At 72.8% G+C, this 24,052-nt stretch carries 18 protein-coding genes; 12 read left to right on the forward strand and 6 right to left on the reverse strand.

The features are described 5' to 3' along the window. Window positions 1–9 precede the first annotated feature (9 nt). The 5 genes from ACFCY7_RS20265 (at window position 10) to glgB (ending at window position 8,995) form a co-directional block, all read left to right on the forward strand. On the forward strand, window positions 10–951 hold the full coding sequence (locus ACFCY7_RS20265) for an SDR family oxidoreductase (protein WP_376486951.1): 942 nt from the start codon (window positions 10–12) through the stop codon (window positions 949–951). Window positions 952–1,283: 332 nt separating this feature from the next. Continuing rightward, window positions 1,284–3,269 (forward strand): alpha-1,4-glucan--maltose-1-phosphate maltosyltransferase, encoded by a 1,986-nt coding sequence (locus ACFCY7_RS20270; RefSeq protein WP_376486952.1) that lies wholly within the window; start codon window positions 1,284–1,286, stop codon window positions 3,267–3,269. Beyond that, on the forward strand, window positions 3,266–4,960 hold the full coding sequence (treS, locus tag ACFCY7_RS20275; protein ID WP_376486955.1) for a maltose alpha-D-glucosyltransferase: 1,695 nt from the start codon (window positions 3,266–3,268) through the stop codon (window positions 4,958–4,960). The genes ACFCY7_RS20270 and treS overlap by 4 nt, the downstream gene beginning before the upstream one ends. 233 nt (window positions 4,961–5,193) lie before the next feature. Continuing rightward, window positions 5,194–6,537, forward strand: a complete 1,344-nt coding sequence (locus ACFCY7_RS20280) for a maltokinase (RefSeq protein ID WP_376486957.1) — start codon at window positions 5,194–5,196, stop codon at window positions 6,535–6,537. A 190-nt stretch (window positions 6,538–6,727) separates the two neighbouring features. Beyond that, window positions 6,728–8,995, forward strand: coding sequence for a 1,4-alpha-glucan branching enzyme (glgB, locus tag ACFCY7_RS20285; protein WP_376486960.1), 2,268 nt, complete (start codon window positions 6,728–6,730; stop codon window positions 8,993–8,995). On the opposite strand, the gene ACFCY7_RS20290 is transcribed toward glgB, so the two are convergent. The 4 genes from ACFCY7_RS20290 to ACFCY7_RS20305 form a co-directional block, all read right to left on the reverse strand. Next, complete coding sequence (locus ACFCY7_RS20290; protein WP_376486963.1) at window positions 8,982–11,279, reverse strand: HelD family protein; 2,298 nt, start codon at window positions 11,277–11,279, stop codon at window positions 8,982–8,984. The two genes, glgB and ACFCY7_RS20290, sit on opposite strands and share 14 nt — an antisense overlap. Window positions 11,280–11,426: 147 nt before the next feature. Beyond that, window positions 11,427–11,774, reverse strand: a complete 348-nt coding sequence (locus tag ACFCY7_RS20295; RefSeq protein WP_376486965.1) for a thioredoxin family protein — start codon at window positions 11,772–11,774, stop codon at window positions 11,427–11,429. A 5-nt stretch (window positions 11,775–11,779) separates the two neighbouring features. After that, window positions 11,780–12,208, reverse strand: coding sequence for a MerR family transcriptional regulator (locus tag ACFCY7_RS20300; protein WP_376486967.1), 429 nt, complete (start codon window positions 12,206–12,208; stop codon window positions 11,780–11,782). Window positions 12,209–12,352: 144 nt separating this feature from the next. Next, window positions 12,353–12,871: an Lrp/AsnC family transcriptional regulator gene (locus ACFCY7_RS20305; protein WP_376486968.1), complete on the reverse strand. Its 519-nt coding sequence runs from the start codon at window positions 12,869–12,871 to the stop codon at window positions 12,353–12,355. Between the two features lie 67 nt (window positions 12,872–12,938). Here ACFCY7_RS20305 and ACFCY7_RS20310 point away from each other — a divergent pair, with 67 nt between their 5' ends. Together ACFCY7_RS20310 and ACFCY7_RS20315 are read left to right on the forward strand one after the other, a co-directional pair. Beyond that, window positions 12,939–13,961: an NAD-dependent epimerase/dehydratase family protein gene (locus ACFCY7_RS20310; RefSeq protein WP_376486971.1), complete on the forward strand. Its 1,023-nt coding sequence runs from the start codon at window positions 12,939–12,941 to the stop codon at window positions 13,959–13,961. Further along, the gene (locus ACFCY7_RS20315) at window positions 13,961–14,860 is read left to right on the forward strand and encodes an aldo/keto reductase (RefSeq protein WP_376486974.1); all 900 of its coding nucleotides are present in this window, start codon (window positions 13,961–13,963) and stop codon (window positions 14,858–14,860) included. Before ACFCY7_RS20310 ends, ACFCY7_RS20315 begins: the two co-directional genes overlap by 1 nt. A 140-nt stretch (window positions 14,861–15,000) precedes the next feature. Here the strand turns inward: ACFCY7_RS20315 and ACFCY7_RS20320 are convergent, their stop codons facing one another. After that, complete coding sequence (locus tag ACFCY7_RS20320; RefSeq protein WP_376486976.1) at window positions 15,001–16,359, reverse strand: cation:dicarboxylate symporter family transporter; 1,359 nt, start codon at window positions 16,357–16,359, stop codon at window positions 15,001–15,003. A 197-nt stretch (window positions 16,360–16,556) separates the two neighbouring features. Here ACFCY7_RS20320 and ACFCY7_RS20325 point away from each other — a divergent pair, with 197 nt between their 5' ends. The 5 genes from ACFCY7_RS20325 (at window position 16,557) to ACFCY7_RS20345 (ending at window position 22,548) form a co-directional block, all read left to right on the forward strand. Continuing rightward, the gene (locus tag ACFCY7_RS20325; protein WP_376486978.1) at window positions 16,557–18,275 is read left to right on the forward strand and encodes an ATP-binding protein; all 1,719 of its coding nucleotides are present in this window, start codon (window positions 16,557–16,559) and stop codon (window positions 18,273–18,275) included. Further along, entirely contained in the window at window positions 18,272–18,967 is a 696-nt protein-coding gene (locus ACFCY7_RS20330; RefSeq protein ID WP_376486980.1) for a response regulator, read from the forward strand. The genes ACFCY7_RS20325 and ACFCY7_RS20330 overlap by 4 nt, the downstream gene beginning before the upstream one ends. Before the next feature lie 145 nt (window positions 18,968–19,112). Continuing rightward, window positions 19,113–19,721: a helix-turn-helix transcriptional regulator gene (locus tag ACFCY7_RS20335; RefSeq protein ID WP_376487001.1), complete on the forward strand. Its 609-nt coding sequence runs from the start codon at window positions 19,113–19,115 to the stop codon at window positions 19,719–19,721. A gap of 197 nt (window positions 19,722–19,918) precedes the next feature. Next, window positions 19,919–20,659, forward strand: a complete 741-nt coding sequence (locus tag ACFCY7_RS20340) for a tyrosine-protein phosphatase (RefSeq protein WP_376486982.1) — start codon at window positions 19,919–19,921, stop codon at window positions 20,657–20,659. A gap of 116 nt (window positions 20,660–20,775) precedes the next feature. Continuing rightward, the gene (locus ACFCY7_RS20345) at window positions 20,776–22,548 is read left to right on the forward strand and encodes a protein kinase (protein ID WP_376486985.1); all 1,773 of its coding nucleotides are present in this window, start codon (window positions 20,776–20,778) and stop codon (window positions 22,546–22,548) included. A 156-nt stretch (window positions 22,549–22,704) separates the two neighbouring features. On the opposite strand, the gene ACFCY7_RS20350 is transcribed toward ACFCY7_RS20345, so the two are convergent. Beyond that, on the reverse strand, window positions 22,705–23,886 hold the full coding sequence (locus ACFCY7_RS20350; RefSeq protein WP_376486988.1) for a helix-turn-helix domain-containing protein: 1,182 nt from the start codon (window positions 23,884–23,886) through the stop codon (window positions 22,705–22,707). Between the last annotated feature and the right edge of the window lie 166 nt (window positions 23,887–24,052).

Raw genomic sequence — 24,052 nt, forward strand, 5'->3', positions numbered from 1 at the left:
TCGACACACATGTCCAGTGAGATTCCGATGCGGGTGGCGGTGGTGGGCGCGACCGGCTTCCAGGGTGCCGCGGTGGCCCGGCTGCTCGCCGAGCGGACGCACCGGGTGCGGGCGCTGACCCGGCGGCCCGAGGCGGACCGGCCGCCGCTGCCGGGCGCCGTCTTCGCCGGCGGCGATCTGGGGCGGCCGGCGGAGGTGCGGCGGTTCTTCGAGGGCACGACGCACGCGTTCGTGACGATGCCGCTGGTGTACGAGGCGGAGCGGGTGGAGGCGTACGCGCGGAACGTCGCGGAGGCGGCGCTGGCGGCGGGGACGCTCCGGCTGGTGTTCAACGCCAACACCCGCATCCCGCCGGGACCGACGGACTTCGCCGCCTTCGAGACGCGGCGCCTGGCCGAGCGGGTGCTGCGGGACAGCGGGGTGCCGCTGGTGGTGATCCGACCGCCGGTGTACCTGGACAACCTGTTCTCGCCATGGAACGGTCCCGCGCTCGTCGACGAGGGCGTGCTCGCGTATCCGCTGCCGGAGTCGGCGCGGACGGCGTGGCTCTCCCACCGCGGCCTGGCGGAGGCGGCGTTGGCCGCGCTGACCGTGGAGGGCCTGGAGGGCCGGACGTTCGACATCGGCGGCGAGCGGTCCCTGACGGGCGGCGAGCTGGCGGCCGCGTTCGGCCGCGGTCTCGGCCGCGCGGTGCGGTACGAGGAGCTGGATCCGGTCGCCTTCGAGGACGGCCTCGCGCAGCTCCTGGGCCGGGCGGCGGCCGCCGGAGTGGCCGGGATCTACCACTACATGGCGCGCGGCGCCGATCCGCTCCTGATGGCCGGCGACGACGGCGTCTCGGCCGAGGCGCTCGCCCTCGCCCCGCCCCCGGTGGAGGAGTGGGTGGCCCGCCAGCCCTGGCAGGTGTGGGCGACGGACCCGGTCGGACCGGACGCGCCGCCGCGGCACTGACGCCCGGCCGGAAACAGAGCCCCGCCCCACAGAAGGCGGGGCTCTTTTCTGTCCGGACCGCGTGCTTGCCGCCGCGGCTACGCCCGAGTAGTTAACAAAGCGCCGGATTGCCCGCCCGACGACCGTGGAAGGCTCCTCCGGTACACCCCCGAAACCGTCCCCCCGTGACCCCGTACTTCCCGTGGACCCCCGTACTCCCTGTGGACCCGCCATCCGAGTGAACGCGGACAGGAGCGGCCATGCCCTCAACCCGCCGGCCGTCGGCGGAGCTAGAAAGAGCGCACCACCACCCGCACCCCCGTAACCCGTCAGGTGATGCTGTGAATCCGCTCATGGGACGCATTCCCGTATTGGACGTACGCCCGCTGGTCGACTGCGGCCGCCGCCCCGCGAAGGCGGTCGCCGGAGAGACCTTCGAGGTGACGGCGACCGTCTTCCGCGAGGGCCACGACGCGGTCGCCGCCAACGTCGTGCTGCGCGGCCCGTCCGGCCGCCCCGGCCCATGGACCCCGATGCGCGAACTGGCCCCCGGTACCGACCGGTGGGGTGCCGAGGTCACCCCGGACGCCGAGGGCCTGTGGACGTACACCGTCGAGGCGTGGAGCGACCCGGTGGCGACCTGGCGCCACACGGCGAGGATCAAGATCCCGGCCGGGATCGACTCCGAACTGGTCCTCGCCGAGGGGGCCGAGCTGCACGAGCGCGCCGCGAAGGGCGTCCCGAAGAAGGGCGGCGGCCGGGAGGCGGTGCTCGCCGCCGCGGACGCGCTGCGCGACGTGTCGCGGCCGGCCGCCGTGCGGCTCGCGGCCTCGCTCGCGCCCCGCGTGGTCGAGTCCCTCGACCGCCACCCGCTGCGCGAACTCCTCTCCTCCTCCCCCGCGTTGCCCCTCCAGGTGGAGCGCGAGCGGGCCCTCTTCGGCTCCTGGTACGAGTTCTTCCCGCGCTCGGAGGGCGTACGGAAGGTCAAGGGCCGTACGGTCCCGGGGAACTTCCGCACCGCGGCCGAACGCCTCCCGGCGGTCGCGGCGATGGGCTTCGACGTGGTGTACCTGCCGCCGGTGCACCCGATCGGCGAGACCCACCGCAAGGGCCCGAACAACTCGCTGTCGGCGTCGCCGAACGACGTCGGCGTGCCGTGGGCGATCGGCTCGCCGGAGGGCGGGCACGACGCGCTCCACCCGGACCTCGGCACCTTCGAGGACTTCGACGCGTTCGTGGCGCGGGCCCGGGAGCTGCGGCTGGAGATCGCGCTGGACTTCGCGCTCCAGTGCTCTCCGGACCACCCATGGGTGGAGAAGCACCCGGAGTGGTTCCACCACCGCCCGGACGGCTCGATCGCGTACGCGGAGAACCCGCCGAAGAAGTACCAGGACATCTATCCCATCGCGTTCGACCGGGACATGGACGGGATCGTCGCCGAGACCGTGCGGGTGCTGCGGTTCTGGATGGACCACGGGATCCGGATCTTCCGCGTCGACAACCCGCACACCAAGCCGGTGGTGTTCTGGGAGCGGGTGATCGGCGAGGTCAACCGGGCCGATCCGGACGTGATCTTCCTGGCGGAGGCGTTCACCCGGCCGGCGATGATGCGGACGCTCGGCGCGATCGGCTTCCAGCAGTCGTACACGTACTTCACCTGGCGGAACACCAAGGAGGAGCTGACGGAGTACCTCACCGAGCTGTCCGGGGACACGGCCGCGCAGATGCGGCCGAACCTCTTCGTGAACACCCCCGACATCCTGCACGCCTACCTCCAGGAGGGCGGCCGGCCCGCGTTCGAGGCGCGCGCGGTGCTCGCCGCGACGCTGTCGCCGTCCTGGGGCATGTACGCCGGGTACGAGCTGTGCGAGAACACCGCGCTGCGGGACGGCAGCGAGGAGTACCTCGACTCGGAGAAGTACGAACTGCGGCCGAGGGACTGGGAGTCTGCGGAGCGGTCCGGGGCGACGATCACCCCGCTGATCACCGCCCTGAACCGGGCCAGGCGCCGCCACCCGGCGCTCCGCAGGCTGCGGAACCTGACCTTCCACGACACCGACAACCCCCAGGTGATCGCGTACTCGAAGCGCTCGGGTTCGAACATCGTTCTGGTGGTCGTCAACCTCGACCCGCACCACACCCAGGAGGCTTCACTCTCGTTGAACATGCCGGAACTCGGCCTCGACTGGCACGAGACCGTGCCGGTGCGCGACGAGCTCACCGGCGAGACCTATCACTGGGGCAGGGCCAGTTACGTGCGCCTGGAACCGGGTGTCACACCCGCGCACGTCCTGGTCCTGCGACCGTCCCCGCAGACCGGAGGGTCACCCACATCATGACCGTCAACGAGCCCGTCCCCGACACCTTCGAGGACACCCCCGCCAAGGACCGCGACCCCGACTGGTTCAAGCGGGCCGTCTTCTACGAGGTCCTCGTCCGCTCCTTCCAGGACAGCAACGGCGACGGCGTCGGCGACCTGAAGGGCATCACGTCCAAGCTGGACTACCTCCAGTGGCTGGGCGTCGACTGCCTCTGGCTGCCGCCGTTCTTCAAGTCCCCGCTGCGGGACGGCGGCTACGACGTCGCCGACTACACCTCGGTGCTCCCCGAGTTCGGCGACCTGGCCGACTTCGTCGAGTTCGTCGACGCGGCCCACCAGCGCGGGATGCGCGTGGTCATCGACTTCGTCATGAACCACACGAGCGACCAGCACCCGTGGTTCCAGGAGTCCCGGCGCGACCCGGAGGGACCCTACGGCGACTACTACGTCTGGGCCGACGACGACAAGCAGTACGCGGACGCCCGGATCATCTTCGTCGACACCGAGACCTCCAACTGGACCTTCGACCCGGTCCGCAAGCAGTACTACTGGCACCGGTTCTTCTCGCACCAGCCGGACCTGAACTACGAGAACCCGGCCGTCCAGGAGGAGATCCTCTCCTCGCTGAAGTTCTGGCTCGACCTGGGCATCGACGGGTTCCGGCTCGACGCCGTGCCGTACCTGTACCAGCAGGAGGGCACCAACTGCGAGAACCTCCCCGCCACCCACGGCTTCCTCAAGCGGGTCCGCAAGGAGATCGACGACCACTACCCGGACACGGTGCTGCTCGCCGAGGCGAACCAGTGGCCCGAGGACGTCGTCGACTACTTCGGCGACTTCCGCTCCGGCGGCGACGAGTGCCACATGGCCTTCCACTTCCCGGTCATGCCGCGGATCTTCATGGCCGTCCGGCGCGAATCCCGCTACCCCGTGTCGGAGATCCTGGCGAAGACCCCGGAGATCCCCTCCGGCTGCCAGTGGGGCATCTTCCTGCGCAACCACGACGAGCTCACCCTCGAAATGGTCACCGACGAAGAGCGCGACTACATGTACGCCGAGTACGCCAAGGACCCGCGGATGCGGGCCAACATCGGCATCCGGCGCCGCCTCGCCCCGCTCCTCGACAACGACCGCAAGCAGATGGAGCTGTTCACCGCGCTGCTCTTCTCGCTGCCGGGCTCGCCGGTGCTGTACTACGGCGACGAGATCGGCATGGGCGACAACATCTGGCTCGGCGACCGCGACGGGGTCAGGACCCCGATGCAGTGGACACCCGACCGGAACGCGGGCTTCTCCTCCTGCGACCCCGGACGGCTCTACCTGCCGGCCATCATGGACCCCGTCCACGGCTACCAGGTGACCAACGTCGAGGCGGGCATGGCCTCGCCGTCGTCACTGCTGCACTGGACGAAACGGATGATCGAGATCCGTAAGCAGAACCGGGCCTTCGGCACGGGAACGTACACGGAACTCCCGGCGTCCAACCCGGCGGTACTCGCCTTCCTGCGCGAGGACGGCGAGGATCTGGTCCTCTGCGTGAACAACTTCTCGCGGCACGCCCAGCCCACCGAGCTCGACCTGCGGCGCTTCGACGGGATCCGTCCCGTCGAACTGATCGGCGGGGTGCAGTTCCCGGCCATCGGCCAGCTGCCCTACCTCCTGACCCTTGCGGGACACGGCTTCTACTGGTTCCGTCTCAAGAAGGCCTGAGCGGGAGTCAGTTCCCGCTCGCCCGGAGTGGGACGGTTTCCACCGTCCCACTCTGGGCACTGTGAACCACACACGATTCAGGTCCATCCGGGCCCACTTGGCGGACCCATACGGATCTTCCCTTTCCGACACGTCCCGCACATCCGGACAGCCATAGCCGCAATCCGGGACACTCTGCGCATTTGAACGCACACGAAAATCAACTGCGCGCCCCGGGGAAAGGACGCGATGCCATGCCGGAGACCGCATCCACCACCCGGGCCCCGGACGCCCTCCTACCGTCCCTCGCCCCCCTGCTCCACGAATGGCTGCCACGGCAGCGCTGGTTCGCGGGCAAGGGCCGCCGGGTCACCGGATTCACACTGGACGCGGCCACCGAGCTGCTGCCCCTGGACGGCGCGGGACCCGGCCTCCTCCACCTCCTCGTACGGGTCGAGCAACCCGGCCGGCCGGCCGGCACGCCCGCCGACTGCTACCAACTCCTCCTGGGCGTCCGGACCCAGCTCCCGCCCCGCCTCGCCCCCGCTCTGATCGGGCGGATCCGGCAGGGACCGCTCGCCGGACGGGCCGTGTACGAAGGGCTGCGCGACCCGCGGCTCGCCGGACTCCTCTACGAGCGGCTGCGCACCCCGGGCCGGACCGGCCCCCTGCGCTTCCACGCCACCACCGCACTGCCCGCCGCCCTCGCCCCCCGCATGCTCGACGCCGAACAGTCCAACTCGTCCCTGGTCTACGGGGATTCGTTCATCCTCAAGATCTTCCGACGGGTCAGCCCCGGCGCCAACCCCGACCTGGAACTCCCCCTCGCCCTCAGCCAGGCCGGCTGCGAACGGGTCCCCGCACCCGTCGCCTGGTTCGAGTCCGGGGCCTCCACCCTCGGCGTCCTCCAGCCCTACCTGCGCGACTCCCGCGACGGCTGGCGGCTCGCGCTCGACGCGCTCGCCGACGGGCGCGAGTTCACCACCGAGGCCCGCGCCCTCGGCCGCGCCACCGCCGAGGTCCACCTCGCCCTCGCCGAAGCCCTCCCCACCCGACGGCTCCGCAAGGCCGAGGCCGAGGAGGTCGCCGACGCCATGGACCGGCGCCTCCACGCCGCGGCCCAGGCCGTACCCGCCCTCCTGCCCTACGTCCCCGGCCTGCGGGCCGTCTTCGCCGCGGCCGGCGGCGGCACCGGCGCGCTCCAGCGCATCCACGGCGACCTCCACCTCGGCCAGACCCTCCGCGGGTCCGACGGCGCCTGGGCCGTCATCGACTTCGAGGGCGAACCCGCGAAACCCCTCGACGAACGCCGCAGCCCCCAGCCCACCGTCCGCGACGTCGCCGGCATGCTCCGCTCCTTCGACTACGCCGCCCGCACCCACCGCCCCTGGAACGCCGACTGGGCCGCCCGCTGCCGGGCCGCCTACTGCACCGGCTACGCCGAGGCCGCCGGGACCGACCCCCGGGCCGACCCCGCGCTCCTCCGCGCCTACGAGACCGACAAAGCCGTCTACGAAGTCGTCTACGAAGCCCGCCACCGCCCCGACTGGCTCCCCGTCCCCATGTCCGCCATCCACCGCCTCTCCACCCCCCTATGACCCCCACCCCACCCACGGCGCCCCCCACCCGGGCGGCGCCGTGGCTCGGGAGGGACCCGTTTGGAGCATGTGGGGGGTGGGGGCTGCCTGCGGGAATGGGGAGGGGGCCCGTTCGGCCGAGTTTCCAGTCGTGGCGCGAAGACGTTGCGCATCCGTACCCCCGTTCCCCCCGCCCTTCAGGAGGCTCCCGGTGACCGCCCGATCCGCAGGCAAGACGTCCCGCACCAAGAAGACGGCCACGCCGGACCGGACCGCGGTGAGGAAGGCGCCACCACTCGACCCGGGAGAGCGGGCCCGCCTGCTGGCGGGTGAGCATCACGATCCGCACGGCGTGCTGGGTGCGCACCCGGTGAAGGGCGGGATCGCCGTAAGGGTGCTGCGCCCGTGGGCGAAGGAGGTCGCCGTCGTCACGAAGGACCGGCACGTGGTGCTGCACGACGACGGCGACGGCCTGTTCTCGGCGGTGATCCCGCTGCTGCGCAAGGTCCCGGCGTACGAGCTGCGGGTCCGGTACGAGGACGGCGGGGAGGAGCTCGCGGTGCGGGACCCGTACCGCTTCCTGCCGTCGCTCGGGGATCTGGACCTGCATCTGATCGGGGAGGGCCGGCACGAGGAGCTGTGGACGGCGCTCGGCTCGCGCACGATGACGCACGAGGGCGTCGCCGGCACCCGTTTCGCCGTGTGGGCGCCGAACGCCCGCGGGGTGCGGGTCACGGGCGACTTCACGTACTGGGACGGCACGGGGCTGCCGATGCGGTCGCTGGGTTCGACGGGCGTGTGGGAGCTGTTCGTGCCGGGGATCGGCGAGGGCGCCGTCTACAAGTACGACATCGCCCGCCCGGACGGTTCGCACACCGTCCGGGCGGACCCGATGGCCCGCCGTACGGAGTGCCCGCCGAACACGGCGTCGATCGTCACCGAGTCGCACTACGTGTGGGACGACGCGGAGTGGATGGAGCGGCGCGGCGCGCGTCCGCACCACGAGGCCCCGCTGTCGGTGTACGAGATGCACCTGCCGTCGTGGCGGCCGGGCCTGACGTACCGCCAGCTGGCGGAGCAGCTGCCGGACTACGTGCGGGACCTGGGCTTCACGCACGTGGAGTTCATGGCGGTCGCCGAGCATCCGTTCAGCGGCTCGTGGGGCTACCAGGTGACGGGGTTCTACGCGCCGACGGCCCGCATGGGCACCCCGGACGACTTCAGGTTCCTGGTGGACGCGCTGCACGCGGCGGGCATCGGGGTCCTGATGGACTGGGTCCCGGCGCACTTCCCGAAGGACGACTGGGCGCTGGCCGAGTTCGACGGGCGGCCGCTGTACGAGCACGAGGACCCGCGCCGTTCGCACCATCCCGACTGGGGGACGCTGGAGTTCGACTACGGCCGCAAGGAGGTGCGGAACTTCCTGGTGGCGAACGCGGTCTACTGGTGCCAGGAGTTCCACATCGACGGGCTGCGGGTGGACGCGGTGGCGTCGATGCTCTACCTCGACTACTCGCGGGAGCACGGCGAGTGGCTGCCGAACGAGTTCGGCGGCCGGGAGAACCTGGACGCGGTCGCCTTCCTCCAGGAGATGAACGCGACGGTGTACCGGCGCTGCCCCGGCATCGTGACGTTCGCCGAGGAGTCGACGGCCTGGGACGGCGTGACGCGGGCGACCGACCAGGTGGGGCCGGGCGGCTTCGGCGGCCTGGGCTTCGGCATGAAGTGGAACATGGGCTGGATGCACGACTCGCTCGGCTACGTCGGGAAGGAGCCGGTGCACCGCAAGTACCACCACCACGAGATGACGTTCTCGATGGTCTACGCGTACAGCGAGAACTACATCCTGCCGATCTCCCACGACGAGGTCGTGCACGGCAAGCGGTCCCTGGTGTCGAAGATGCCCGGCGACTGGTGGCAGCAGCGGGCGAACCACCGGGCCTACCTGGGGTTCATGTGGGCCCACCCCGGCAAGCAGCTCCTCTACATGGGGCAGGAGTTCGCCCAGGGCGGGGAGTGGTCGGCCGAGCACGGCCCGGACTGGTGGCTGCTCGACCCGTCGTACGGCGCCGAGGCCGACCACCGGGGCGTGCGGGACCTGGTGCGCGACCTCAACACGGTGTACGCGGCGAGCCCCTCGCTCTGGGAGCGGGACACGGCCCCGGAGGGCTTCCAGTGGGTGGTGGGGGACGCGACCGAGGACAACGTCTTCGCGTTCCTGCGCTTCGACGCGTACGGCTCGCCCCTGCTCGCCGTGTCCAACTTCTCGCCCGTCGTCCGGCACGACTACCGGCTGGGCGTGCCGGACTCCTTCGCGGCCTGGGCGGAGGTCCTCAACACGGACGCCGCCCGCTACGGCGGCGGCGACGTCGTCGGCACCGACCCGGTGAAGACCGAGTCGGTGCCGTGGCACGGCCGCGCGGCGAGCCTGCGCATGACCCTGCCGCCGCTGGCGACGGTCTGGCTCAGGCCGGCGTGACGGCCGGCTCGGCGGCCGGGGTGACAGCCGGAGTGACGGCCGGCTCGGCGGCCGCCGGGCGGATGATCCCGAGCCGCTGAGTGGCCCGGGTCAGTGCCACGTACAGGTCGTTGACGCCGTGCGTGGCGCCGGCCCGGATGCCGTCCGGGTCGACGACGAGGACGGTGTCGAACTCCAGGCCCTTGGCCTGCCGGGGGTCGAGGAGGACGACCGGGCGGGTGAGGTCGGGCTTCGGGCCGTACGAGGCGTCGGGGAGGGCGGCGACGAGTCCGGGGTGGAGGGCGGGCGGGGCGATGACGGCGAGCCGGCCCTCCGCGCGGGCTTCGGCGGCGACCGCGTCGGCGGCCTCCTTCACCGGGTCCTCGACGGTCAGGTCCCAGGGTTCCACGCCGGTGGAGCGCACCGAGCTCGGCGGCTCGAAGCCGGGGTCGTCGGCCCGCCGCACCTCGGCGGCGACGGCCATGATCTCGGCGGGCGTGCGGTAGTTGACGCCGAGGCGCACGTGGTCCCAGCGGTCCTCCACGTACGGGGCGAGGATGCTCCGCCAGGCGCCGACGCCGGCCGGGTCGCCGGTCTGGGCGGGGTCGCCGACGAGCGTCATGGACCGGTTGGGGCTGCGGCGCATGAGGAGTCGCCAGGTCATCGCGGAGAGTTCCTGGGCCTCGTCGACGATGATGTGCCCGAAGGCCCAGGTGCGGTCGGCGGCGGCCCGTTCGGCGGCGGTGCGGTGGTCGGCCTCCTCGTGGCGTTCGGCGAACCGTTCCGCGTCGATGATGTCGTGGGCGGAGAGGACCTCGGACGCGTCCTTGTCGAGCTCCTCCTTGTCCTCGAACTCGTAGGTGCGCGAGGCGAAGGAGACGTCGAGGACGCCCTGCGCGTACTGGATCTGCTTCTGCCGTTCGGCTTCCTCGGCGGCGCGGGCGGCGGAGTCGTCCTCGCCGAGGAGTTCGGCCGCCTCGTCGAGGAGGGGGACGTCGCCGGGGGTCCAGGGGCCGCCGTCGCGCCGGATCGCCGCGGCGTCCGCCTCGGGCAGGTGCGTGGGCTCGGCGAGGTAGTCGGCGAGGAAGTCCTGCGGGGTGAGCGCGGGCCAGAGCGTGCCGATCGCCGCGTACACCTCCGGGTTGGCGGCGATGCCCTTGGCGAGCAGCGCGATGTCGTCGGGGCCGAGGAAGTTGGGTCCGCCGTAGGGGTCGGCGCCGATCCGGTCGGCGAGCTGTTCGGCGAGCGCGTCGAGGATCCGGAAGACGAAGTACGGGCGGGCCAGGTTGTGCGGGAGGGCGGTCTCGCGGGCCTTGTGGCGGGCCTCCAGGGCCATGTCCCAGTCGATGACCAGGTCGCCGTCGTCGTGCGGGACGATCAGCGGCTCGCCGCGTTCGGGGACCTGCTGGCGGTCGCGTACGGCCGCGGCGAGGGCGGTGGCCATGGCGGCGGAGCCCTTGACCGCGGCGGCTTCCGGGGTGTCGGTGCCGGTGGCGCGGACACCGGGGAAGAGTTCGGCGGGGGTGGCGAGGAGGACGCCGGTCTCGCCGAGGGAGGGCAGGACGTTGCCGATGTAGCCGAGGAACGCCGGGTTGGGGCCGACGATGAGGACGGCCCGCTTGGCGAGCTGCTCGCGGTGGGCGTAGAGGAGGTACGCGGCCCGGTGCAGGGCGACGGCGGTCTTGCCGGTGCCGGGGCCGCCCTCGACGACGAGTACCCCGCGGTGCGGCGAGCGGATGATGGCGTCCTGCTCGGCCTGGATGGTCTGCACGATGTCGTGCATCCGGCCGGTGCGGGCGGCGTCGAGCGCGGCGAGCAGCACCTCGTCGGCGTCCCGGCTCTCGTGGCCGGTGCGGGTGGCGTCGGCGAGGTCGAGCACCTCGTCGTGGAGCGCGGTCACGGTGCGGCCGAGGGTGGTGATGTGCCGGCGCCGGGTCAGCCCCATCGGCTCGTACCCGGTGGCGAGGTAGAAGGGGCGGGCCACCTCGGCGCGCCAGTCGACGACGAGCGGGGTGCGGTTCGGGTCGTCCTCGCGGATGCCGAGCCGCCCGATGTGGTGGTCGCGCCCGTCCTTGAACACGAGCCGGCCGAAGCACAGCCCGCTCTCCCCCGCGTTCAGCGCGGCGAGCAGACCGGACTGCTCGGCGACCAGCACGTCCCGTTCGAGCCGCCCCTGGTTGCCGCCGACCCCCGGGGTGCGCAGGGCCCGCTCGACGGCGGCCTCGGCCTGGTCCCTGAGGTCGTCGAGTCGTGCGTACAGATCGGTGATGAATTGCTGTTCTTTCCGAAATTCCTCGGTTGACAATTCGACTCCCGGCGCGATACAGTGCGTTTATTGAACTTCTCCGCGTCTCTCGTATGTCCAGACACGGAATCCATGAATATACGCGACGCAATACCCCGACTGTCAATTCTAGTCGGGGTATTTCTGTATGCGCCTCTCAGTCGACGGTCACCCGGACAGCACGTCCGCCAGCTCCTCCAGGAGCCTGCGCTTCGGCCGCGCCCCCACCAGGGACCGCACCGGCTCGCCCGCCCTGAACACCATGAGCGTCGGAGTCCCGAGGACCCCGTACCTCAGCGCCGTCTCCGGGTTGCGGTCCACGTCCATCTCGACGATCCGCAGCCGCCCCGCCCCCTCCGCCGCGACCGCCCCGAGCACCGGCCTCATCTGCCGGCAGGGCCCGCACCACTCCGCCGTGAACTTCACCAGGACCGGCACCCCCGCCCCGAGCACCTCCGTCCCGAAGTCCGCGTCCGTGACCTCGCCCACGACCTCGCCGTATCCCGTCGTCGCCATCTCCGTCACCCTTTCCCTTCCGTCTCCGTCGCCCCATCGGTCTCCGCATCGAACTCGCACCGGGGCTCCGGGCCGTGCGCCAGCTCCGCCTCGGCCCGCAGCAGCTGCGCGCCCACCTGGGCACGCACCGCCCGGAGCTGGTCGATCAGCCCGTCCAGCTCCGCGACCTTCCGCCGGTACACGGCGATCGACGCGGGACAGGCGTCCCCCGCCGGATGCCCGGCCCGCAGGCAGTCGACGAACGGCCGCGTCTCCTCCAGCTCGAACCCGAAGTCCTGCAAGGTCCTGATCTGCCGGAGCAGCCGCAGGTCCCCCTCGTCGTACGTGCGGTACCCCTGCTCCGTACGCCGGGCGGTCAGGAGGCCCCGGGACTCGTAGTACCGCAGCGTCCGCGTGGTGGTTCCGGCCCGCTCGGCCAGCTCTCCGATGCGCATGTCCCCGACCGTAGGCCTTGACGCCGACGTCAAGGCAAGAGACGGGGGTCAGGGGCGGCACCGGGGCGGGGGCGGGGCGGGGGCTGCGTCAGGGCGAGGGCGGGATCGGGGCGAGGGCAGGATCGGGGCGAGGGCCGGGCGGCGTCAGGAAGGCGGCAGCAGCGGCTTCCGCTCGACCGGGGACGACAGCACGATCGACGTCGTGGTCCGGCCGAGCGCCGAGGTCTGCTCCAGGACGTCTTCGAGATGGATCGTGTCGGTGACGGCGACCTTGAGGATCCAGCAGTCCTCGCCGACCACGTGATGCACCTCCAGGACTTCCGGGCGCGCGGTGAGCTCCAGGGTGCGGGGGTGCTTCAGCGTGTAGCCGCCGTGCGGGTTCACCCGGATGAACGCCTGGATGCCGTAGCCGAGCCGCGCCGGGGACACGTGCGCCCCGTACCCCGTGACCGCCCCGCCCGCCTCCAGGCGGCGCACCCGCTCGGTGACCGCCGCAGGGCTCAGCCTGACCCGCCGGCCGAGCTCGCTGAGCTTGATCCGTCCGTCGGTCTGCAGGAGGTCCAGGATCTGCCGGTCGATGGGGTCGAAAACGACCGCCGACGTTTCCTCGGCGCCGGCCCGCGAATGCCGTGGTTCCTTCGGTGCGGCGGCCGCGAGTCCCATGTTTCCCCCTTCAATCAGCGAGCGCACAACGTAACACTTGACCCCGTAGACAAGGGAGTTGGGATTCATGGACATTCTGGTCATCGGCGGTAATCGCTATTTCGGAAAGCGGCTCATCGCCCTCCTTCGGGAATCCGGGCACCACATCACGGTGCTCAATCGGGGCTCCTCCACCGCCCCCGCCGGAATCGAGCAGATCATCGCCGACCGCAACGACGAATCCAGCCTCGAATCCGCCCTCGCGGGCCGCACCTTCGACGTCGTCGTCGACCAGGTCTGCTACACCCCCCGCCAAGCCGAGATCGCCCTCCGCGTCTTCGGCCCCCGCACCGGCCGCTACGTCATGACCTCGACCGTCGAGGTGTACGAGTACGAGGACTCGCCCGTCCCCGTCACCGAATCCGCGCTCGACCTGGAAACGGTGCACGTCGACACGAGCCTCCCCTGGGACGACCCCGACTTCCTCGACACCCACTACGGCGAGGGCAAGCGCCAGGCCGAGGCCGTCTTCGCCACCGGCTCCCCCTTCGCCTGGACCTCGGTGCGCGTCGCCCACGTACTCGGCGGCACGGACGACTTCACCGGCCGCCTCGACCACTACGCCCGACGCGTCCGCACGGGCGAACCGATCGCCGTCCCCGTCGTGAACCACCCCGCGACGTACATATACGTCGAGGAAATCGCCTCCTTCCTCGCCTGGACCGTCGCATCGCACTTCACCGGCCCGGTCAACGCCCACTCCCACGGCCCCCTCACCACCACCGACATCTGCACCGCGATCGAACAGCTCACCGGCGGCCGCGCCACCTTCCACCCCGTAGAGGTCGGCGAAGTCTCCCCCTTCTCCTTCACCCGCTCATACGGCATGGACAATTCCCGCGCGACCTCCCTCGGTTACTCCTTCACCCACTCCGCGGAATGGCTCGCCAGGGCCGTGGCGGAGACGGTCGGGGGCGGGGGTACGGGCGGGGGTACGGGCTGGGATGCCGCCGGGGACACCGTCGGGTCCGCCGCCGGGGACGCCGTCGGGTCCACTGCCGGGACCGGCTTCGGTTCCGCCGCCGGGGATGCGGCCGGGGCGGTGCTCTGATGCGCTACCGGATGCTCGGGGACGTACGGGTCGGGGCGGTCGGGTTCGGCACGATGCCCCTGTCCATCGAAGGCCGGCCCGACGAGGACCGGGCCGTCGCCACCCTCCACGCCGCACTCGACGCCGGCGTCACCCTCCTCGACACCGCCGACTCCTACCACCCGCCGGGCGGCACCCCCGGCGACGGCGAACTCCTCGTCACCCGGGCCCTGGCGTCCTACCGAGGCCCCACGGACCACGTCCTCGTGGCGACCAAGGGCGGCCGCGGACGCACCCCCGACGGCGGTTGGACGGTCGACGGCCGGCCCGATCACCTCCGCCGGGCAGCCGAGGCCTCGGCACTACGGCTCCGCGTCGACACCATCGGCCTCTACCAACTCCACAAGCCCGACCCCTCCGTCCCCTACGCCGAATCCCTGGGCGCGGTACGGGACCTCCTCGACGCCGGCACCGTCCGCCTCGCCGGCATCTCGAACGTCGACTCCCCCCAGATCCTCCTGGCCCGCGAGATCCTCGGCGACCGCCTCGTCTCCGTCCAGAACCGCTACTCCCCCGCCGTACGCGACAGCGAGGCCCAACTCCGCCTCTGCGCCGACCTCGGCCTCGCCTTCCTCCCCTGGAGCCCCCTCGGCGGCATCTCCCGATCCTCCCTGGACGGCACCTCCACCCAAGCGGAAGATCCGCAGTTCGGCGCCTTCCACCGAGTCGCCCGATCCCGGCACATCAGCCCCCAACAGGTCGCCCTCGCCTGGCTCCTCACCCGTTCCGACACCGTTCTGCCCATCCCGGGAGCGAGCCGGCCTTCGACCGTACGAGACTCCGCACAGGCGGCGGACCTGCACCTCTCCGAGGCCGAGCTCTCCGACCTGAACGCCGCCGCCCCCACGGCCGGCACGTAGGAAAGAGCGGCCCCCACTCCACGAGGGCCGCTCTCCTCCCGAGGCCCGGATCCGGCTCAAGGCCCGGGACTCGCGCTGTGTCGCGGGGCGCGTCTCCGCCCGCCGCGATGCGCCCAGCCGTTCCGCCGGGGCGTGGGGGGTCAGACGCCTGCGCGGGCCTTCTCCTCGCCGTCGTCGGAGCGCTGGTCGGGGACGGCGGTGGCGGCGGGGGCGTGGTCGTCGACGAGGGTTTGCTCGTCGAAGGGGACGTGGCCGGCGAGGACTCGGGCGGCGCGGGTCTTGTCGATCTCTTTGGTCCAGGTGCCGATGAGGACGGTGGCGACGGCGTTGCCGGCGAAGTTGGTGAGGGCGCGGGCTTCGCTCATGAAGCGGTCGATGCCGACGATGAGACCGACGCCGTCGACGAGTTCGGGGCGGTGGGACTGGAGGCCGCCGGCGAGGGTGGCGAGGCCGGCGCCGGTGACGCCGGCGGCACCCTTGGAGGCGATGATCATGAAGACGAGGAGGGAGACCTGCTCGGAGAGGGAGAGGGGGTCGCCCATCGCCTCGGCGGTGAAGAGGGAGGCCATGGTGAGGTAGATGGCGGTGCCGTCGAGGTTGAAGGAGTAGCCGGTCGGGACGGTGATGCCGACGACGGGCTTGCTGACGCCGAGGTGTTCCATCTTGGCGATGAGGCGGGGGAGCGCCGACTCCGAGGAGGAGGTGGAGAGGATGAGGAGGAACTCGCGGCCGAGGTACTTGAGGAGGGACCAGATGTTGATCCCGGCGACGAGCCGGAGGATGGCGCCGAGGACGACGAAGACGAAGAGGCCGCAGGTCAGGTAGAAGCCGATCATGATGACGGCGAGCGACTTGAGGGCGGCGGCGCCGGTCGCGCCGACGACGGCGGCGATGGCGCCGAACGCGCCGACGGGGGCGGCCCACATGATCATGCCGAGGATGCGGAAGACGAGCCGCTGGATGTGGCCGATGCCGCGCAGGACGGGCTCTCCGGCGCTGCCCATGGCCTGGAGGGCGAAGCCGGCGAGGAGGGCGACGAGGAGGGTCTGGAGGACTTCGCCGCCGGTGAAGGCGGAGACGAGGGTGGTGGGGATGACGCCGAGGAGGAAGTCCGTGGTGGTCTCGCTCGCGCCTTCGGCCTGCTTGGCGCCGGCCTCGGCGATCTCCGGGGTGAGGTGGAGTCCGGAGCCGGGTTCCAGGAGGTTGCCGACGACGAGGCCGATCGCGAGTGCGACGGTCGACATGACGAGGAAGTAGCCGAGGGCGAGGCCGCCGACGGCGCCGACCTTGGCGGCCTTCCTGACCGAGCCGACGCCGAGGACGATCGTGCAGAAGATGATCGGCGAGATCATCATCTTGATCAGGTTGACGAACCCGGTGCCCAGCGGCTTGAGCTCGACGGCGACGCCGGGCGCCAGGAAGCCGACGGCGATGCCGAGCAGTACGGCGCCGATGACGGCCAGGTACAGATAGTGGGTGCGGTCCCGTCGTGCGGCCACGGGGTCCTCCTCGTGCTGGTGGATGTCCACGTCCCGGTGGACATCCGCGACTATCCAGCAGCCTGTGACCGGGGTCACGGTTGCGTGCGTTTCGTTCACGACGACCGGGCCGGGAGGGGACGAAGGGGACGAGCGGGAAGGGAACGATTCGGGAACGCAATGCTCCGGCGCAAACTCCGCCGTGCACACTTACCCGCATGCGCCTCCCCCTCCCCCACCCCCGCAGCCTGGCCGGCCAGCTCTTCGCGATGCAGGTCGTGCTGGTGGCCGTCGTCGTGGCGGGGTGCGCGTTCTTCGCGTACGTCACGGACCGGGCGCAGGCCGAGGAGACCGCGCGCCGCCAGTCCACGGCGACCGCGGCGGCGGTGGCGGACTCGCCCGCGGTGGCGGCCGCCGCGCGGTCCGCCGACCCGACGGCCGTGCTCCAGCCGTACACCGAGTCGCTGCGCCGGCACGCGGACGTCGCCTTCGTGGTGATCATGGCGCCGGACGGCACCCGGTGGACGCATCCGGAGCCGGAGCAGATCGGGCGGACGTACCTCGGTCACATCGAGGAGGCGCGGCAGGGACGCTTCTACTCCGAGACGCATCTCGGCGTGCTCGGCCCTTCCGTGCGGACGGTCGCGCCGGTCTACGCCGACGGCCGGGTGGTCGCCCTGGTCAGCGCGGGCATCACCATCGAGAGGATCAGCGAGCAGGTGCGGGAGCAGGTGACCGCCCTGCTCGGCATGGCGGGCGCGGCGCTCGCGCTCGGCGGGGCGGGGACGTACGTGGTGAACGCGCGTCTGCGCCGACACACGCACGGCATGAACGCGAAGGAACTGAGCCGCATGCACGACTATCACGAGGCCGCGCTGCACGCGGTCAGGGAGGGGCTCGTGATGCTCGACGGCCGGCGGCGGATCGCCCTGATCAACGACGGGGCGCGGGAACTGCTCGGTCTGGACGACGGGGTCGTCGGCCGGCCGGCGGCCGAACTCGGCCTGCCCGCACCCCTGACGGGAGCGCTCCTCTCCGCGGAGCCGCGCGTCGACGAGACGCACCTGACGGCCGACCGGGTCCTCGTGGTGAACACCCGCCCGGTGGTGGGCGGGGAGCGGCGCGGCACCGTGGTCACGCTCCGGGACCGGACGGAACTCCAGGCTTTGTCGGGCGAGTTGGACTCCGAGCGGGGGTTCACCGAGGCGCTCCGCTCTCAGGCGCACGAGGCGGCGAACCGGCTGCACACGGTCGTCTCGCTCATCGAGCTCGACCGGGTTGCGGAGGCGGTGGAGTTCGCGACGGCCGAGCTGGAGCTCGCCCAGGCCCTGACCGACCGGGTCGTGGACGCCGTCGGGGAGCCGGTGCTCGCGGCGCTGCTGCTCGGCAAGGCGGCGCAGGCCAACGAGCGGGGGGTCGAGCTGGTCCTCACCGAGGACAGCCGCATCGACGACGGCCGGGTGCCGGCGGCGCTGCCCTCGCGGGACCTGGTGACGATCCTCGGCAACCTCATCGACAACGCGGTCGAGGCGGCGGGCGGCACCCCGCACGCGCGGGTGACGGTCACCGTCGCCGCCCGCACCGGTGACGGCGAACTCCTGCTGCGCGTCGGCGACAACGGTCCGGGCGTCCGTCCGGCCGACCGCGACGCCGCCCTCGGCCGCGGCTGGTCGACCCGCGGCCCCGGCCGCGGCCTGGGTCTCGCCCTCGTCGGCCAGGCCGTGTCCCGCGCCTCCGGCACCTTGACCGTCACGGACGCGGCGGCGGGCGGCGCGGAGTTCACCGTACGACTGCCGTTGCCACTGCCCCGGCCCCTGCCTCTGCCCCTGTCGCCGCAACAGCAGGACGCGGCCGCCCCGGCGGGCGACACCGCGTCCGGCGACTCCGCGTCCGGCGACTCCGCGTCCGGCACCACCCCGGCAGGGGTGATCGCGTGAGCACCGCACCCCTGCGGGTCCTCGTCGTCGAGGACGATCCCGTCGCTGCGGACGCGCACGCGCTGTACGCGGGGCGGGTCGAGGGGTTCACGGTCGTCGGGGTGGCGCATTCGCGGGCCGCGGCGGTGCGGATCCTCGACCGGACGCCGGTCGACCTGATCCTCCTGGACCTGTACCTGCCGGACGGGCACGGGCTCCAGCTGCTGCGGGCGCTGCGGGCGGCCGGGCACGCGGCGGACGTGATCGCCGTGACGTCGGCCCGCGACCTGGCGATCGTCCGGGAGGGCGTGTCGCTGGGCGTCGTGCAGTACGTCCTGAAGCCGTTCGCCTTCGCGACCCTGCGGGACCGGCTCGCCCGGTACGCGGAGTTCCGGGCGGCGGCCGGGGAGGCCTCCGGGCAGGACGAGGTGGACCGGGCGCTCGCCGCGCTGCGGGCCCCGCAGCCGGCCACGCTCCCCAAGGGCCTCAGCGGTCCGACCCTGGAGTCGGTCACCCGCACCCTGCGGGACACGCCGGCCGGGCTCACGGCGGCGGAGGCGGGGACGGCGGTCGGGATCTCCCGGATCACCGCGCGCCGCTATCTGGAGCACCTGGTCACCGAGGGCCGGGCGGTGCGGGCCCCGCAGTACGGGCAGATAGGGCGGCCCGAACTCCAGTACCGCTGGCTCGACGGGCGGGGCCGCGGTTACTGATCGGTTCCGACGTTCCTACGACCCCGCGTGTTGGGCGAACGCACCGTAGCCAGCCGTCACCCTCCGCACCTACCGTGGCCGGGTGCACCAACCCTCCCCACCCTTCGACGCCCAGGCCGCGCGCCGGCTGCGCGAGGCCCTCGGCATGGCCCACGGCCACGTCGCCTACGGCCTGCGCGCCCAGTACGGCATCCTCGTCAACCCCGACACCGTCGCCGCCTGGGAGCGCGGCCGGGCCGTCCCCGGCGAACAGGAGCTCACCGCCCTCGCGGGCGTCCTGTGGTGCTCCCCCGCCGAGCTGATCGCCACCGCCTCCACCCTCCGCGAGCACCGGATGGCCCGCGGGCTGTCCTCCGAGGAGCTGGCCCGCCGCGTCGGCGTGGCCGCCCACGCGTACCAGCGCATGGAGGACGAGGGCAGGTGGCGCGGCACCGAGCGCCAGACGGCCGCCCTCGCCGAGGTCCTCGGCCTCGGCCCGCGCGCCCTCATCACCGCGACCGGCGGCGACGAGTCCCTCGCCGAGCTGCTGCGGGACGCCGCCACCACCCGCTGGCAGGCCTACGTGAAACCGGCCGTGAAGATGCTTCCGCTGCCCAAGCGGACCCTGGAGTCCGTGCTCCAGCGGCTCCACACCGACTACCACGCCCGGATGGCCGCCACCAGCAGCTGGGGCGCGTCGGGCGCGACCGGCGACGAGGGCCGCGCGTACCTCGACGGCATCACCGGCCACTTCTGGGCGGCGGTGGGCGCCTAGGGCCTGTCGTCGCCTTCCCGTCGTCGCCCGAACCCGTTCGCCGGCCGCTCGCCGACCTCTCGCCGACCGGTTCCGGGGCGGCGGGTTCCCGCCCGGCGGCAGGTCACGCGACCACGATCCGTTCCTTGGTCGACTGCCGGTTCCGGAGGCGGCGGGCTTCCTGGATCACCGTGGTCACGGGCCGTAGATTGGCGCCCGTGAGACGACACATAACGTTCGAACGACTCCACAACTTCCGTGACCTGGGCGGCTATCGGACCGCCGACGGCGGGACCGTGCGGTGGGAGACCCTCTACCGCGCCGACTCCCTGGCCAAGCTCGGGGACGCCGAACCGGCGGATCTGCAGAGGTTCCGCGCGCTGGGCGTGGCCACCGTGATCGACCTGCGCTACCCGTGGGAGATCGACGGGAAGGGGCGCCTGCCGGAGACCGAGGGCATCGCCTGGCACAACTTCTCCATCGAGCACCGCCCGTACGACCAGGCGGAGATCGACCCGGAACTCGACCCGTGGCGCTACCTCGCGGACCGGTTCGCCGAGGTCGCCGAGGACGGTGCGGAGGAGCTCCGTGCGGCGCTGGAGGTCATCGCCGCGGCCGACGGGCCGCTGGTCTTCCACTGCGCCTCGGGCAAGGACCGCACGGGGCTGCTCGCCGCCGTCGTCCTCGGCCTCCTCGACGTCGCCGACGAGGACGTCCTCGCCGACTTCGCCCTGACCGAGCTGGCCACCGAGCGCCTCGTCGCCGACTGGCACGCCACCCACCCGGGCCGCGAACTCCGCTGGCCCGGCTACGGCCGCGCCCCCGCCGAGATCATCCGCCTCTTCCTCGCCGACCTGCGCGAACGGCACGGCTCGGTGTACGGATACGTCACCGGTCACGTCGGGCTCGACCCGGCGGTGGTGGTGAGGCTCAGGGCCCGCCTGGTGGAAGGCCCGTAGGCCCCGCCCGGGGCCTCACGAGTCAGTAGGATCTTGCCGCGTTCGCGGTGGAGGGCACGGGGCCGGGCGGGCGCGGGACCGGACAGAGGGCGCCGCGGCGCCGTGGGGGGCTTGCGATGGAACCGCTCGACGACTCGGAGGCGACGCGGGTCGGTCCGTACCGGCTGCTCGCCGAGCTCGGCCACGGGGGCATGGGCCGCGTGCTCCTGGGTGCGGCCCACGACGGCCGGCTGGCGGCCGTCAAGCTGGTGCACGCCCGGTTCGCGTCCGACGCCGACTTCCGGGCCCGCTTCCGGCGCGAGGTCGCCGCCTCCCGACGGGTGTCCGGTGCGTACACGGCGGCCGTGATGGACGCCGACGCGGACGCCGAACTCCCTTGGCTGGCTTCGGTGTTCGTCACCGGCCCCTCGCTGGGGTCGGTGGTGCGGGAGGCGGGTCCGCTGCCCGAGGCGGTCGTGCGCAGGCTCGCCCTCGGACTGGCGACGGCGCTCGTCGAGATCCACCGGGTGGGGCTGATCCACCGCGACCTCAAGCCGGAGAACGTCCTGCTCGCGGAGGACGGGGTCCGGGTCATCGACTTCGGCATCGCGCGGGCGGCGGAGCCCGGGGGCGGCACGGAGCCGACGCGGCTGACCCAGACCGGCTGGGTGATCGGTTCGCCGCCGTTCATGTCGCCCGAGCAGGCGGAGAGCAGGGAACTCACCCCCGCCAGCGACGTGTTCTCGCTCGGCGCGATCCTGGTGCTCGCGCTGACCGGCGACTCCCCGTTCGCCGGCACCTCGACCTTCCGCATCCTCTCCAACGTGGTGCACGGGGTGCCCGATCTGAGCGGCGTGCCCGCCGGACTGCGCGGGATCGTCGAGTCGTGCCTCGCCAAGGACCCGGCCGCCCGGCCCACCCCGGCCCGGCTCATCGAACTCCTCGGCCCGGTCGCGCCCGCCGCCCGCGTCTGGCCCCCGGCGGTCCACACGATGGTCGCCGAACAGCAGTCCCGCATCGCCGCGTTGCTCGACGGTCCCCCCGGCCGGGAGCCCACACTCGCCGTACCACCCGGCCGTCCGCCGGCGGCTACACCGACATCGGCGCCGACACCGGCATCTGCTTCGGCTTCGACACCGGCACCGGCACCGGTCGGCACCGCCGCCGCTACGCCCACCGCCTCGCCCGCCGCCTCAGCCATGACAGCGCCGGCCGCTCCCGCCGCCTCCCCGGCCGCCGGTTCGGCCGCTCCCCCGGCCTCAGCCGCCGCCGCTCCGTCCTCCGCCGCCATGGCGACCGTGACCGCCCCGGCCCGAGGCCCCGTGACCGCGCCGGACGCCCTGCCGCCGGCGCCCCGGCGGAGGCGCGGAAGGACCCTCGCCCTCGTGACCGCGGGAGCGCTCGCCGTGGCGGGGGCCGGCGTCGGCGGGTACTTCCTGCTGAGGCCCGCGGACGACACGTACCGCACGCTGCCCACCTGCGCGGAGTCGACCCTCCGGCTGCCCTCGTACGAGCGGGAGACGAACCGGGACTTCTCCGTCGTCCGCGCCGAAGGCCCGGAGACCCGCTGCTTCTGGTCCGCCGGCAAGCCGGACGACAAGAACGGCAAGGCCGCCGAGATCTGGTGGAACCTCAAGCTCCCCACCGGCACGAGGGGCGCCGCGACGGACCGTCAACGGGCCGACTTCGCCCAGCAGTCCACCGGCGGCCGGGCCGCGGACCTCGCCTTCGGCGACGAGGCGTACTGGGCGCCGCCGTCGTCCTACGAGGACTGCTCGCTGCAGGTGCGCGACGGCAACCTCGTCGTCCGCGCCGCGGTCTCCTTCGGGGACGACGTGGCAGACCCCGCCAAGACCTGCGAACCGGAGGCCGTGCAGGTCGCCGAACGCGCGCTCGCGGCCCTGCGCTGAGGACACTTGCCCCTGAGGCCGGTCTCGGCTGAGGCCGGTCTCCGCCCAGGACACCCGCCCCCTAGGACAGCCTCCGCCCAAGACACCCGCCGACGAGGCGGGCCTCCGCCCAAGGCACCCGCCCCCGAGGACGCCCGCGTCGCCCGCCCGGCCCGCTCAGTCCCGCCGGTCGAAGTCGAAGAGCTGGCCGGCGGCGTCCGGTGCGCAGGGTGCCTGGGCCAGCCGGGCCCAGGCGGCCGTGCGGTCGCCGGTGACGGTGACGCAGCTGCCGGGCGTGGCGGAGTCGACCGGGACGATCCGGTAGCCCTCGACGGGGGTGCCGTACGGCTCCAGGGTGAACTCCTCGACCCGGCTCGGGTCGCCGCACTCGGAGTCCTCGAAGGCGGCGCCGGGTATCCGGCCGCCCGAGGGTATGCCGGAGCAGCCCGGGCCGTAGTCGGGGTGGTCCGAAACGATCCTCCACCTGCCCCCGCCGGTCTCCGTCAGCGAGTAGAGCGGGACGCCCGCCCCCGCGCACGGCACCTGGTGGATCTGTCCGGTCCTGGCCCCGCGCCGCTCGCCGAGGCAGTGGTCCGTGCCGACCACCCGGATGCGTACGTCCCCGGCGGCCGGCGCCGTGACCGTACGGGGCGGATGCCCGCCGTGCCCGTCCTTCAGGACGGCCACGACACTGACCCCGGCGAGCACGAGCCCGGCCAGCGCGACCGCCGCGACGAGCGTCCTGCGTATCCGGGACCGGGGACCGCGTGCCCCGTCCGCCTCCTCCACCGGCGACTCGCCGGGCCAGGGAGGCACGGCCGGCAACGCGTCCGAGCCGCCCGAGCCACCTGAGCTGCCCAAGCCTCCCGAGCCGCTCAAGCCTCCCGAGCCGCCCGAAGCTTCCGCCGCGCCCGGCACCGCCGGGCCTCCCGAGACCTCCGCCGCCTCCTGACCTCCCGCCGCCCCTACCGCCTCGGGATCCCCTGCCGTCTCCGGGCCCCCTACCGCCTCGGGACCCCCCGCCGCTTCCGGCACCCCTGCCGCCCCCGCTCCCGCCCCCGCCGGCTGTCGGCCGCCGCGCGCCAGGTGTCCGCGTACGGTCCGCCAGGTCTCCAGGTCCTCCGGGGTGACCCCGCAGGCGCGGGCAAAGGCGGTGAGGAGCTCGTCGCGGGGCAGGGTGGGGCGGGCGAGCATGTTGGCCACGGTCGAGCGGGGCAGGACGTCGCCGTGTGCCTGCGCGCGGGCCGAGAGGTCGCGATAGGTCAGGCCGGACCAGTCCTTGAGGGCCTGGAGCCGCGCGAGGAACTCGGCGGGGTTCCGTGCCTCCCGCGGGTCTGGGGCCCGTTCCCCCGGCGTCATCGCGTCTCCCCCTTCCGCCGGACAGGGTTGGGACATGTCCGGGACAGGCCCAAGCCTTGTTGATCTCGGGCCCGGACTCAAGAGTGGAACCCGGCGATTCCGCCGGGGCGGGTGACGCCCCCGCACAGCCGAGTGGCCCCGACCGTCCACGGGGGGACGGTCGGGG

Origin of the sequence: Streptomyces sp. NPDC056361, assembly GCF_042262805.1 — a bacterium.
Taxonomy (GTDB): Bacteria; Actinomycetota; Actinomycetes; order Streptomycetales; family Streptomycetaceae; genus Streptomyces.